This is a genomic window from Natronococcus sp. (assembly GCF_047921035.1).
GTDB lineage: Archaea > Halobacteriota > Halobacteria > Halobacteriales > Natrialbaceae > Natronococcus.
In genome coordinates this window covers 14401-26509 of sequence record NZ_JBLRWX010000049.1, presented here as the reverse complement: position 1 = coordinate 26509, position 12109 = coordinate 14401, and the positions used below count along the sequence as shown (strand labels likewise).

Sequence of the window (12109 nt, the reverse complement as noted above, 5' to 3'; positions counted from 1 at the left end):
GTTCTGCGCCGACCACGACTCGCAGGTCGACCGCGTGGAGTTGCGGGTTTCCGAGACCGTTCCCGTCCGGAAACTCGCGCGCGACCCCGACGAGATCGAGACCTCCCTCGAGAACGGCCCGATGGTCCGGCTCGTCGACGTCGCCGAAGGGCTTCCCGCGCTGACGGCGGGCGAGGCCGACGCCGAACTCGAGATCGAGGTCGAGGATCCCCTCGCCGACTGGAACGACGGCCGGTTCGTCCTCGAGGCGACCGACGGAGCCGCGACCTGCGAGCGGGTCGACAGCGACGGCCAGCCCGACGCGACTCTCGACATCGGCGCGCTCTCGCAGCTCGCCGTCGGCACGCGATCCGCGAGCGCCCTCGCGTACGCGGGTCGACTTGAGGCCGACGATAGGACGGTGGCGGTGCTCGAGGGGTTCTTCCCCGAGGACGACGTCTACCTCGGCCACCACTTCTAGAACCGACGTGGAACGACCTTTCCCCAGACGTGTTTGTCCAGAAGTCTGACCGTCATCGGCTCCTCGACCGCGATACAACAGGAGAGCCGCGGGTAACCGAATCGAACGGCGGCAGCGTCGTGCCAGTGGACCGGTTCCGGTGCGGGATCGACCTCGACGGTACACGTCGAACAGAGTCCTCGACCGCCGCAGTTGGCGTACTGCGACACCGTTCCGTACACCGGGAAGTCACGCTCGAGCAACGCCTCTCGGAGGTTCCTGCCGGGTTCGACCTCGATACTCGTCTCCTCGTTTCCGGCGACGACCCGTACCGGAATTCCCTCGGCCATACCGTTCAGTCCGTTCTCACGCCACGTGGTTCTACCGGGGTGACACAGCGCGAAGTACCGTCGGGTACTGCAGCGAGATGTCTCGTTTCCCGTCTTGGACGGAACCGACCGAGTCCCGTCCTGGCTATACACCTGGTCATGGTCCAGTCAACGGTCTCGTGGACTTCCCCGCTGGGAGAACACGTCTCGAGGCTATCCCTGGCACGTGGGTGGTGAACGAATCATGACCAGGTGTATATGGCGGCGTGTACTGTCGACTGGCCGACCGAAGGGAAAGCCAGCCATCGAGCTCGTACGGAAATTCCCGAGTCTGGATCACGAAATCGGAGTCCCGACGCTAGACGACGTTCCGCTCGATCCGCTCGCGCTCGGTCCCGAACCGGTCGCTCGAGAGCGCCCCGATATCGACCAGCGAGGCCTCGCCGTCGGCGATCAGTTCGGCGACGAGCCGCCCCGTCGCGGGGGCGTGCTGGAAGCCGTGACCCGAGAAGCCCGCGGCCGTGATCAGGCCGGGGACCGTCTCCTCGAGGACGGCGTTGTCGTCGGGGGTGACGGCGTACAGCCCCGCCCACCCCCGTTTGATCCGGGAGTCGGGCCCGAAGTAGGTCGCCCACTCGGACGCGGTCTCGAGGACGTCGGCGGCCCAGTCGAAGTCGATCCCCCGGTCGTAGCCGTCGGGATCCCGGTCGGGGTCCGGTCCCGCGAGGTGGCCGCCGACCAGCGCCTCGCCATCGCGCTCGGGCCGGAAGTAGGTTCCAGTCTCGAGGTCGACCGTCAGCGGGTCGGTCTCGGGGACCGCTCGCTCGGGTTCGACGACGACCATCTGGCGGCGCTTGGGCGCGATCGGCAGGTCGACGTCGGCCATCGCGGCGACCCGGCGCGCCCACGGCCCCGCGGCGTTGACGACGTACTCGGCCTCGAGGCGGCCGTCGGGCGTCTCGACGCCGGTGACGCGGCCGCCCGATTCGGTCCCGTCGTCCTCGCGCAGGACGTCGGTGACGGGCGTTCCCGTCCTGACGTCGACCCCGGCGTCGGCGGCAGCCCGGGCGTAGCCCTGCAGCGCGAGGTGGGGGTCGGCGAAGCCGTCCGTCGGGGAGTACGTCGCCGCGACGAACCTGTCGGGATCGATCCCCGGACAGCGCTCGCGGGCGGCCTCGGGTTCGAGCACCTCGCTGGGCACCCCTCGCTCGTTCTGCATCTCGACGGCCGTCTCGAGGGCCTCGGCGGTCTCGGCGGTGCGCGCGAGAAACAGGTAGCCGTTCCGCCGGTAGTCGATGTCGACGCCGAACCGCTCCTCGAACTCGCTCCAGACGGCCATACTGGCGAGCGAGAGTTCGACGTTCGTCGGCGTCGAGAACTGCGCGCGGATCCCGCCGGCGGCCCGCTCCGTGCTGCCGCTTCCGATCGACCCTTTCTCGCAGACGACGACCTCGAGCCCGCGCTCGGCGAGTTCGAGCGCGCTCGCGAGCCCCACGATTCCGCCACCGATCACGACGGTGCGCATACGGGGTACGTTGGCACGGGACGGCATAAGCGTTCGTCGTCAGTCCCGGAACCTGGTCGGCGAGAGCCGACGGCGGTACTCGGGGTCGACGTCGCCCTCGAGGATCCCGCGAACGACGTCGGCGACCGCGGGCGCCAGGGTGATCCCCTGGCCGCTCAGCCCGACCGCGACGAGGTAGCCCTCGATCCCGGTCTCGCCGACGAGCGGGCGGCCGTCGGGTGTGACGGTCCGGTAGCCGACCCAGTCGTCGACGACCGTCGCGCCCTCGAGGCCGGGGACGAACGCCTCGAGTTCCCGTGCGGAGTCGCGAAACGACGCGGAGATCGAGCGGTCCGCGAGGTCGTAGCGCTGGCCCTCGGTGTAGTCGGTCCGGTAGGCGCCGAGCCACGCGCCCCTCTCGGTGGGCCGGACGTACCGCTTGGACTCGAAGATAGCGGTGGGTCCCTCGAGGGGCTCGCCCGTCTCGACCGCAAGCATCGGCCCGCGGGTGTGACACAACGGCAGTTCGATCCCGACGGCCTCGTCGAGTTGCGGCGCCCACGGCCCGGTCGCGTTGATCACACGGTCGGCCGCGAGCCGGCCCTCGTCGGTCTCAACGGCCGCGACGGCACCCTCACGGGTCTCGACGTCGGTGACCGAAACCCCGGTTCGGACGTCGACGCCCGCCGCCCGCGCGCGGTCGGCGAACAGGGTCGCTGCGGCGACGGGATCGCAGACCCGGTCCTCGGGCGTGTAGAGCCCGCCCTCGAGGCCCTCGGGCTCGATTCCGACTCCGACGAGTTCGGAGGACTCGAGAAAGGAGGCGTCGATCCCGCCCTCGCGAAGCCGCCCCGCGGAGTCCGCGAGGCGGTCGGCGAACGCCGGCGTCTCGGCGACGTAGACGATGCCGATCCGATCGGTCTCGAGGCTGTCCTCGCGGAGCTCCCGATACCGGCGGTGGGCGCGCTCCCGGATCCGGAGGTCGAAGGGGTCGGGACCGACGACGGTCCGCATCAACAATCCGGCGGAGGCTGCCGTCGTCTCCTCGCCGATTTTGGATCGCTCGAGCAGCGTAACCTCGTGGTCGGTCGGACCGAGGCGGGCGGCGATGGCAGTGCCGACGATCCCGCCGCCGACGATGACGGTGTGCATACGCTCCCTTCGCGGGCCGGGACTACAGTCGTTTCCCGCCGTTCGGCTCGCGGGTGCGCGGTCAACGGCGTACAGCAGTCCGTATGAAGTGGGGGGCCGACGATAGTCGGCCTATGGTACGTGTGCTCTCCGATGCGGACGTGGCGTCGATGCTCGAGCTCGAGGCGTTGCTCCCGGTTCTGGCCGAGGCCTTCGAGAAGCAGTACGCGGGCGAGGTCGAGCGCCCGGAGCGGCCCCACTACCCGATCGGGACGGGGCTCGATCCCGACGCGCCGACGGAGTCGACCGGGACGGGACTGTGTATGCCCGCGTATATCCACGGCGAGCCCTACGCCGCCACGAAGCTCGCGACCGTCTGTCCGGAGAATCCCGACCGGGGGCTGCCGACGGTCACGGCCCAGCTCGCGCTCACCGACGCTGAGACCGGCCAGCCGCTGGCGTACATGGCCGCGAACCGGATCACCAGCGCCCGAACTGGCTGTATCGGCGGGCTCGCCGCCCGCGAGCTGGCGCCGTCGGGACCGATAGAGCTGGGCGTGATCGGCGCCGGCACGCAGGCTCGCTGGCAGACGCGGGCGATCGCTGCCGCGGTCGGCTCCCGGCTCGAGTCGATCCGGGTGTACTCGCCCAGCGACTCGAAGGTCGCCTGCGCCGAGGAACTCGAGGCCGAACTCGGCGTTTCGGCGAGCGCGGTCGGGACGCCCCGCGAGGCCGTCAGCCGGGCCTCGGTCGTCGTGACGGCGACGACCAGCACCGAGCCGGTGTTCCCGGGGGAGGCGCTTTCGGCCGGGGCGCTGGTCGTCGCGGTCGGGGCCTACACGCCCGAGATGCGGGAGCTGGACGCGACGACGGTCGACCGCGCGGCGACGATCGTGGCCGACGTCCCCGAGGAGGCCGCCGAGACGGGCGACCTTCGCGAACACGGCGACCGGGAGTTGGTCCCCCTCGGTGGCGTCCTCGCGGGGGAGTTCGGTCGGGAGTCACCCGACGACGTCGTCGTGGCCGCCAGCGTCGGCTCGGCGGTGCTCGACGCCGCGACCGCGGGATTCGTCTACGACCGGGCACTCGAGGCCGACCTCGGGACCGAGAACTCGCTGTAGGCTCTCGACGTGGCAGGTGCGGCCGCGGAACTCAAATCCCCTCGTCCCTAACGGTTTCTCTGTATCGATGATCGGAATCCGAACCCGTTCGGCTCGAGATGGCAGCCGAGGACGAGACGAGCGGGGGGATCCGCCGTGACGGTGCGCTCGGTCCCGTTCGTCGATCGGATCGCAGACGGCGTCTTTGCGCTCGATGCGTCGCTCCGATTCACCTACCTCAACGACGAGGCGGCGGCGCTGTTCGGCGCCTCGAGGGAGGAGCTGCTGGGTCGGTCCGTTCGGGATGGCGTTCCCGCGACCCTCGAGAGCCAGTTCCCCGAGGCGTTCTACCGGGCGGTCGACGACGACCTCCCGACGACGTTCGAGTTCTACCACCACGAGCGCGAGGCGCGGTTCGAGCTGCGGGCCTACCCCGCCGAGGAGGGGCTCTCCGCATTCGTGCTCGAACTCGACGACCGACGGCGAAGCGTCGACCACCACGCCGCGGTCATCGAGGCGATCGACGACGGCGTCGTCACGATCGACGGAAACCGGCGGATCGTCGCCGTCAACGGGGCCATGACCGAATTTCTGGGTGCCGACCGCGGCTCGCTCGTCGGCGAGCGCGTCGAGGCGCTGACCGAACTCGCCGGGATCCCCGAGGACGACTGCGAGGCGATCCGCCGCGGGATCGGCGACGTCGAGTCGGGGCTGGCCCGACAGCGCCGGTTCGAGCTCCCGGTCACCGACGGCGACGGGAGCGATCGGATCGGCGAACTGCAGATCGTCCCGGTCCGGGACGGAACCGCGACCGCCGCGGCGGTCGTCAGGGACGTCACTGATCGTCGCGAGTACGAACGGCTCGTCGAATCGCTCCACGAGGTGACCCGGTGGCTCCTCGAGGCCGACGACTCCGCGGAGATCTGCGCCGTCGCCGTCCGGGCCGGCAGCGACCTGCTCGGCCTGCCGATCAGCGGCGTCTGGCTGCTCGAGGAGGAGCGGGGCTACCTCGAGCCGGTCGCCGGCACGGCCGAGGCCTACGACGAGTTCGGCGGCTTCCCCCGGTTTCGGCCGGGCGAGGGGATCGTCTGGGACGTCTTCGAGGACGGCGAGATCGAGCGGTTCGACGACCTCCGGACCGTCGACGACCTGTACAACCCCGACACGCCGTTACAGTCGGAGATCATCGCACCGATCGGCACCCACGGCGTGCTCATGACCGGCTCGTTCGAACCGGAGGCGTTCGACGAGACCGACGTCGAACTGCTCTCGACGCTCGTCGAGAACACCCGGGCCGCGCTCGACCGAACCGACAGGGAGCGAGTCCTCCGCGAGCGAACCGAGCGGATCGAACGCCAGACCGAACGGTTAGAGGAGATCGCACGGATCCTCTCGGGGGATCTGCAGTGCCAGCTCGAGCAGGTCGCGTCGATCCTCGAGGCGGACGACGGCGAGTGGGAGCTCCCGCTGGCCGAATCCGAGATCGAGGCGACCCTCGAGCGAACCGATCGCCTCGTCGACGACGTTCGGGAACTCGCCCGGGACGCCTCCGCCGTCGGCGCGCGCTCCCGGATCGACCTCTCCGACGCGATCGAGGCGGCGCTCGCGTCCTCCCGGCTCGAGGCCGACGCGGTCGTTCTCGAGGATCGGGCGACGCTCCGGGCCGACCGCGAGCGGTTCGGCCACCTCCTCGAGTCGGCGTTCGACGAGATCGCGTCGCGTGCCGACGGCGCGGCCGTGACGGTCGAGATCGGGACCCTCGAGGACGGCGCTCGCGGACTGTTCGCTCGCGACGACGCGACCGATCCCGGCGACCGAGCCGAGGACGCTCGCGGGCTCGAACTCGCGGTCCTCGAGGCGATCGCCCGCGCTCACGGCTGGCACCCCGCGATCGAACGCGACGAGCAGGGGCGAAGGCGGATCGAACTCCGGGAGATCACGACCCTCGAGCGAGGCGGGGGGACCGATCAGCCGGAGGGGTCGGGGACGGACGAGACGTCCCGGTAGAGCCGCCGATTGTGGCCCCGATCGAGGAGCTGCGAGCGCGTCTCGTCGACCTCGGTGCGAAGGACCGCGATCCGATCCTCGAGTTCGGCGTACTCCTGGCTCGACTGTCGTTCGGCCTCGCTGAGTTGCCCGTCGAGAGCGGCCTTCCTCGAGACGAGTTCGAAGTACGCGCCGAGCTGTTCGTCGTAGGTGCGTCGCAACAGCAGGTTCTCGACGCTGCGCCGGAGTTCGTCCCGCGATAGCGGCTTGAGAAGGTAGTCGTCGAACGCCGCCTCTTCGGGTTCGGCGTCGGGTCTGGTTCCCGTGACGATCAGGGTCCGGCTGTCGAGTTCCCGGCTGCGAATCGCGTCGCACAGCTCGGTCCCCTCGTCGGGCCGGCAGCGGTCGACGACGACGACGTCGAACCCCTCCTCGAGTCGCTCTCGGGCCGCCGTCTCGTCGCGGAGGGTCTCGACGCGATACCCCGCCTCGAGCCAGGAAGCGTACAGCTCGGCGAGGTCGGGTTCGTCCTCGACGAGCAGCACGGAGGGGGTATCGGTATCCATTGGGTGGCCACTCCTGTAGCTATCAGTTTGTCGTAGCTTTCGGCCCGATCGTATATCAAGATACCGGGCTCGGTGGCGAGGCGTTACTCGAGTTCGCGCTCGATCGTCGCCCGCCAGTCGGCGACGGTAGTCGCATCGAGCGCGAACAGCTCGTCGTCGGCGTCCCGAACGGTGAGCCGCCCGTCCGTGGTCGCAGCGCCGAACTCGTAGACCGGGGCGACGCCGTCGAACGCCTCGTGGACGGCGTCGGGGTCGTCGGTCTGGATCAGCGCACGACCCGGCTGCTCGTGGAACAGCGCGCCGAGCCGGTCGCCAGCGGGGATATCGACCTCGAGTCCCGCCTCCGCCGTGATCATCTCGGCGAGCGCGACCGCCAGCCCGCCGTGGCTGACGTCGTGGACCGCGAGCGTCGAGTCGGCGTTCGCGACGTCGGCGAGCGTCTCGACGAGGGCGGCCGGCTCCTCGGGCAGGGCGGGGAACCGATCACTGCCGTCGAAGCGAGCGAGGTACTCCGAACCGCCCAGGCGGAACTCGCCGGACTCGAGGCCGCGGTCGCCGACGAGCAGGAGGGTTCCCTCGGGTTCGACCGACAGGGGTGGGGCGTCGTACCCCGCCTTCGTGCCGACGAGCGCCAGCGTCGGCGTCGGCGGGATCGGTCCCGCGACGGAGTCGTTGTACAGCGAGACGTTCCCGCCGACCACGGGCGTCGACAGCTCGGCGCACATCTCCGCGAGCCCGTCGACGATCGCCGTAAAGCCGCCGTAGACGTCGGGCTTCTCGGGGTTGCCACCGTTGAGGCAGTCGACGGCGGCGAGGGGGGTCGCGCCCTTGGCCGCGACGTTGGTCGCGTTCTCGAGGGCGATCGCTCGAGCCCCGTCGTAGGGCGCGGTGTCCGTCCAGTTCGGGGCGGCACCCGAGGAGATGGCGAGCCCGGTTTCGGTCTCGCGGTTACCACCGCTCGACTCGTCCGCGGAGCCACGCTCCGCGCTTGCCTCCCTGACGGCGATTATCGCGGCGTCGTCACCCGGCCCGACGCTCGTCCGGACGCCGACCTCGTGGTCGTACTGGCGGTAGACCCACCGCTTCGAGGCCGTGTTCGGGCTCGAGACGACCGTCTCGAGGGCATCCTCGAGGTCGACCTCGGGTAGGTCGGTCTCGGGTGATTCGGGCTCCTCGGCGGGCAGGTCGTTCATCGGCGCCCCCTCGCCGAGGAACTCGGCGTCGACGTCGACGACGGTCTCCCCCTCGAACGTACAGGTGTAGTTGCCCTCCGCGACCTCGCCGATAACCGAACAGCCGAGATCGAACCGCTCGGCGATTTCACGGACTCGATCGACGTTCCCCGGCTCGACCTCGTAACACATCCGTTCTTGCGATTCGGCGAGCAGGATCTCGAGGGCGTTCATGTTCGGCTCGCGCTGGTGGACGCGCTCGAGGTCGATCTCGGCGCCGAGACCGCCCTTGGCGACGAGTTCGCTCGAGGCCCCGCCCAGTCCGGCGGCACCGAGGTCGCGCGCCGATTCGACCACGTTCTCCTCGACGAGGACCTCGTTGGCCTCGATCAGCAGCTTCTCCGCGTAGGGGTCGCCGACCTGGACCGCGGGCCGGTCCTCGGTTTCCGCATCCTCCGCGAGGTCCTCGCTGGCGAAGCTTGCACCGCCGAGGCCGTCGCGACCGGTCGCGTTGCCCACGAGGACGAGTTCGTTGCCCGGCTCCTGTGCCTCGGCCGTGACGAGCCGGTCCTCGTCGGTCAGTCCGACGCAGGCGACGTTCACCAGCGGATTCCCCTCGTAGTCGGGATGGAAGTCGACGCTACCCGCTACTGTGGGGACGCCGATGCAGTTGCCGTAGTGGCTGATCCCCTCGACGACGCCCTCGAGCAGGTACCGCGAGTGCTCGCGGTCGAACGCGCCGAAGTACAGCGAGTCCGCGAGCGCGATCGGGTAGGCGCCCATCGAGAGGGTGTCCCGGACGATCCCCCCGACGCCGGTCGCGGCGCCGTCGAACGGGTCGACGTAGGAAGGGTGGTTGTGGCTCTCGATCCCCAGCGTGACGTAGGTGTCGCCGTTCTCGCCCGTCTCGGGGTCCGGCAGCGCGACGACCGCCGCGTCGTCACCCGGCCCGACGACGACCCGTTCCCCCTCGCTGTCGAACGCCGACAGCAGCGGCCTCGAGGAGCGGTACGCGCAGTGCTCGCTCCAGAGGTTCTCGAACAGCGCCGCCTCCGCGGGCGTGGGCTCCCGCTCGAGTTCCTCGACGACGAGTTCGCGGTCCGAATCGGCAAGGCTCATTCACCTAGGTGATGAAAGTCGGGCAGTATATGGGTTTCCATATGCACGTTCGTGGTTATCAAATGCTCCGAAAGGGGACTCCCCAGTCGTGAATTTGCGACGCCTATCGAGATAGCGAATGCGTTTTCGTATTCGCTTGCGTTTTCGTTTACGATTAGCAGCCGGCGTTTCTGACGGAAATCACGCGTCTCCCCTGAGCGATCGGAGCCACCCGATCCTCGAGGGACGGTCGTCTCGATCGTATCTACCCGTCACTCAGTCGCCGCTGCGACAGACGGATTCGAGCCGCCGATCGGGGTGTTTTTGACCGACCGGCGGAAAGACGTACTCGTGCTGTCGGTCGAACTTCACGCCCACTCGTCGCTGTCCTATGACGGCCGGGACTCCGTCGAGCTCATCCTCGAGCAAGCGGAGGCCGTCGGCCTCGACGCGATCGCCATTACCGATCACGACGAGATCGACGCGAGCCTCGAGGCCGCGGAACGCGCCCCCGAGTACGGCCTGGTCGGGGTGCCGGCGATCGAGATCTCGAGCACGGCCGGACACATCCTCGGACTGGGGATCGAGGAGGCCGTGCCGCCGGGACTGTCCTACGAGACGACCCTCGAGCGAATTCGCGACCAGGGCGGGCTGGCGGTGATCCCCCATCCGTTCCAGCAGTCGCGCCACGGCGTGACCGCCCGCATCGCCGCCGAGGAGCTCACGAAGGCGGACGCGATCGAGGTCTACAACTCGCGGCTGCTGACCGGGCGAGCCAACCGCCAGGCCAGGCGGTTCGCCCGCGAGCACGGGATGTCGATGACCGCGGGCAGCGACGCCCACATCAGCGAGATGGTCGGACAGGCGGTCACCCGCGTCGACGCCGACGAGCGCTCGGCCGCGGCGATCCTCGAGGCGATCCGGGAGGGCAGGACGTCGGTCGAAGGGAAACGAACTCCGTGGCACATCAGCTTCCGCCAGTTCGGCGGGGGCGTCACGCGACGCATCAGAAACACCGCGCTCGGACTGCTTCGATGACGCTTCGCGGGACCGATCCCGACACCGTCCGCGAGGCCCTCGAGATCGGAGAGCCACTGCCGGGAACGTTCGGCTTCGCGGGCGAGGTCGACGGCCGACTCGTTCGGGACGTGCTGGGACGAGTGCCGCTGTTCGTCGAGCGAGGTGCCGATCGCGCGGGCGACGCGTGGGCGTTCGAACCCGGCGCCCTCGAGGATCCCGCGCTCTTCCCCGCGGGCTCGGTCGCGAGTTCCGGCGAGGCGCCCTCCCGCGTCTGGTCGCTCCCGGAGCCGACCCCCGACGATCCCGAACTCGTCCTCGAGACCCTCGATCGCTCGCTTCGAACGGCGATCGAACGCGTTCGGGAGCGCGACCTCAAGATCGCGGTCGCGTTCTCCGGCGGCGTCGACTCGGCGCTGGTCGCGGAACTGCTCGACGCCCCGATCTACGTCGTCGGCTTCCCGGACAGCCACGACGTCGAGGCCGCCCGCACGGCGGCCGACGCGATGGGCCGTGAACTCACCGTCGTCGAACTCGAGCCCGCCGACCTCGAGCGAGCCGTCCCCGAGGTCGCCCGCGCGATCGAACGGACGAACGCGATGGACGTCGGGATCGCGCTGCCGCTGTACCTGGTCGGCAAGGCGGTCGCTCGCGACGGGTACGAGGCGCTGGCGGTCGGCCAGGGCGCCGACGAGCTGTTCGGCGGCTACGAGAAGGTCGTCCGCCTCGACCACAGAGTCGAAGCCGAGACCATCCGGGGCGCGGTCCGCGAGGGAATCTACAGCCTCCCCGAGCAGCTCCCCCGGGACGTCCGCGCCGTCGAGGCGGCGGGGCTCGAGCCCGTCGCCCCCCTGCTGTACGACGGCGTGGTCGACGCCGCGCTCCGCTTGCCCGACGAACTGCTCGCCGACGACGAGATCCGAAAGCGCGGCTTCCGGCGGGTGGCAAGCGAGTACCTGCCCGAGGCGGTCGCGATGCGGGACAAGAAGGCGGTGCAGTACGGCAGCCTCGTCGCCCGCGAACTCGACCGACTTGCCCGCCAGGCGGGGTACAAACGGCGGATGGACGACCACGTCACGAAGTACGTCGATTCGTTGCTGGAGGCGTGAAAGCCGTGTGCAGCGCAGGCGACGGTCGTGGTACCGCGACCCTCGCAACCCTTATCCGAGAACTGGCCCTACAGTTGTTTGTAATGGCGAAAGGTAACGTTGACTTCTTCAACGACACAGGCGGCTACGGTTTCATTTCCACGGACGACGCGGACGAGGACGTTTTCTTCCACATGGAAGACGTCGGCGGCCCGGACCTCGAGGAAGGCGAAGAGATCGAATTCGACATCGACCAGGCCCCTAAGGGCCCCCGCGCGACGAACGTCGTCCGCAACTAATCTCGCTTCTCTCCGTTGAAAGACGGTAGACGGCGATTCGTTTTTGAGAACTCACACGCGACAGCCGGCGCCGTCGGCAGTGACGACCGCTCGAGCGCCGAGAGGCTTCTCTCGAGGCGTTTCGCGACCGAGTCGAACCGCGAGAAGCGCGCCAGTCAGGACGGCAGCGGGCAGAGACTCGCCGTGAAGATCACGGTCTCGTCGGTCTCGTTCTCCGCGCCGTGTTCGACCCCGCGCTCGTTGAGCACCACGCCCGGCGCCTCGATCTCCTCGCGCTCGTCGTCCCGTAGCACCGTCACCGTCCCCTCGAGGACGTGGAAGACGTTCGTGCTATCGCCGTGTTCGTGGGGCTCCAGGGTCGCGCCCGGCCCGAGGGCGAA

At 69.4% G+C, this 12109-nt stretch carries 12 protein-coding genes; 6 read left to right on the top strand and 6 right to left on the bottom strand.

Translation table 11 applies throughout. The annotated features are described in order from the left end of the window. A partial coding sequence (gene eis, locus ACNA7R_RS11500) for an enhanced intracellular survival protein Eis (protein ID WP_416283704.1) occupies positions 1-460 on the top strand: 460 nt, incomplete at its 5' end. Here eis and ACNA7R_RS11495 read toward each other — a convergent pair. From ACNA7R_RS11495 to ACNA7R_RS11485, 3 genes are all read right to left on the bottom strand, one after another. Beyond that, positions 457-789, bottom strand: coding sequence for a 2Fe-2S iron-sulfur cluster-binding protein (locus ACNA7R_RS11495; RefSeq protein ID WP_416283703.1), 333 nt, complete (start codon positions 787-789; stop codon positions 457-459). The genes eis and ACNA7R_RS11495 overlap by 4 nt on opposite strands. A gap of 337 nt (positions 790-1126) precedes the next feature. Then, entirely contained in the window at positions 1127-2293 is a 1167-nt protein-coding gene (locus ACNA7R_RS11490; protein ID WP_416283702.1) for an NAD(P)/FAD-dependent oxidoreductase, read from the bottom strand. Positions 2294-2332: 39 nt separating this feature from the next. After that, positions 2333-3424, bottom strand: coding sequence for an NAD(P)/FAD-dependent oxidoreductase (locus tag ACNA7R_RS11485; RefSeq protein ID WP_416283701.1), 1092 nt, complete (start codon positions 3422-3424; stop codon positions 2333-2335). 113 nt (positions 3425-3537) lie between these two features. On the opposite strand from ACNA7R_RS11485, the gene ACNA7R_RS11480 reads away from it, so the two are divergent. Next, positions 3538-4524 (top strand): ornithine cyclodeaminase family protein, encoded by a 987-nt coding sequence (locus tag ACNA7R_RS11480; RefSeq protein ID WP_416283700.1) that lies wholly within the window; start codon positions 3538-3540, stop codon positions 4522-4524. A gap of 135 nt (positions 4525-4659) precedes the next feature. Next, complete coding sequence (locus tag ACNA7R_RS11475) at positions 4660-6510, top strand: PAS domain-containing protein (RefSeq protein WP_416283699.1); 1851 nt, start codon at positions 4660-4662, stop codon at positions 6508-6510. On the opposite strand, the gene ACNA7R_RS11470 is transcribed toward ACNA7R_RS11475, so the two are convergent. After that, positions 6471-7055 (bottom strand): response regulator transcription factor, encoded by a 585-nt coding sequence (locus ACNA7R_RS11470; RefSeq protein WP_416283698.1) that lies wholly within the window; start codon positions 7053-7055, stop codon positions 6471-6473. The two genes, ACNA7R_RS11475 and ACNA7R_RS11470, sit on opposite strands and share 40 nt — an antisense overlap. Positions 7056-7138: 83 nt before the next feature. Next, positions 7139-9346 (bottom strand): phosphoribosylformylglycinamidine synthase subunit PurL, encoded by a 2208-nt coding sequence (gene purL / locus ACNA7R_RS11465; RefSeq protein ID WP_416283697.1) that lies wholly within the window; start codon positions 9344-9346, stop codon positions 7139-7141. A 330-nt stretch (positions 9347-9676) separates the two neighbouring features. Here purL and ACNA7R_RS11460 point away from each other — a divergent pair, with 330 nt between their 5' ends. The 3 genes from ACNA7R_RS11460 to ACNA7R_RS11450 all read left to right on the top strand — a co-directional run bounded on the left by ACNA7R_RS11460 (position 9677) and on the right by ACNA7R_RS11450 (position 11729). Next, positions 9677-10363, top strand: a complete 687-nt coding sequence (locus ACNA7R_RS11460; RefSeq protein ID WP_416283696.1) for a PHP domain-containing protein — start codon at positions 9677-9679, stop codon at positions 10361-10363. Beyond that, on the top strand, positions 10360-11451 hold the full coding sequence (locus ACNA7R_RS11455; protein WP_416283695.1) for an asparagine synthase-related protein: 1092 nt from the start codon (positions 10360-10362) through the stop codon (positions 11449-11451). Before ACNA7R_RS11460 ends, ACNA7R_RS11455 begins: the two co-directional genes overlap by 4 nt. An 83-nt stretch (positions 11452-11534) precedes the next feature. Next, positions 11535-11729, top strand: coding sequence for a cold-shock protein (locus tag ACNA7R_RS11450; RefSeq protein ID WP_005555336.1), 195 nt, complete (start codon positions 11535-11537; stop codon positions 11727-11729). A 155-nt stretch (positions 11730-11884) separates the two neighbouring features. Here ACNA7R_RS11450 and ACNA7R_RS11445 read toward each other — a convergent pair. Continuing rightward, positions 11885-12109: cupin domain-containing protein (locus tag ACNA7R_RS11445; protein WP_416283694.1), on the bottom strand; the 225-nt coding region annotated here is incomplete at its 5' end.

Bases quoted from the DNA above. Each gene is read 5' to 3' on its own strand.
- ACNA7R_RS11490 (WP_416283702.1), bottom strand. From the start codon at position 2,293: ATGCGCACCGTCGTGATCGGTGGCGGAATCGTGGGGCTCGCGAGCGCG.
- ACNA7R_RS11495 (WP_416283703.1), bottom strand. From the start codon at position 789: ATGGCCGAGGGAATTCCGGTACGGGTCGTCGCCGGAAACGAGGAGACG.
- ACNA7R_RS11485 (WP_416283701.1), bottom strand. From the start codon at position 3,424: ATGCACACCGTCATCGTCGGCGGCGGGATCGTCGGCACTGCCATCGCC.
- purL (WP_416283697.1), bottom strand. From the start codon at position 9,346: ATGAGCCTTGCCGATTCGGACCGCGAACTCGTCGTCGAGGAACTCGAG.
- ACNA7R_RS11455 (WP_416283695.1), top strand. From the start codon at position 10,360: ATGACGCTTCGCGGGACCGATCCCGACACCGTCCGCGAGGCCCTCGAG.
- ACNA7R_RS11450 (WP_005555336.1), top strand. From the start codon at position 11,535: ATGGCGAAAGGTAACGTTGACTTCTTCAACGACACAGGCGGCTACGGT.
- ACNA7R_RS11480 (WP_416283700.1), top strand. From the start codon at position 3,538: ATGGTACGTGTGCTCTCCGATGCGGACGTGGCGTCGATGCTCGAGCTC.
- ACNA7R_RS11470 (WP_416283698.1), bottom strand. From the start codon at position 7,055: ATGGATACCGATACCCCCTCCGTGCTGCTCGTCGAGGACGAACCCGAC.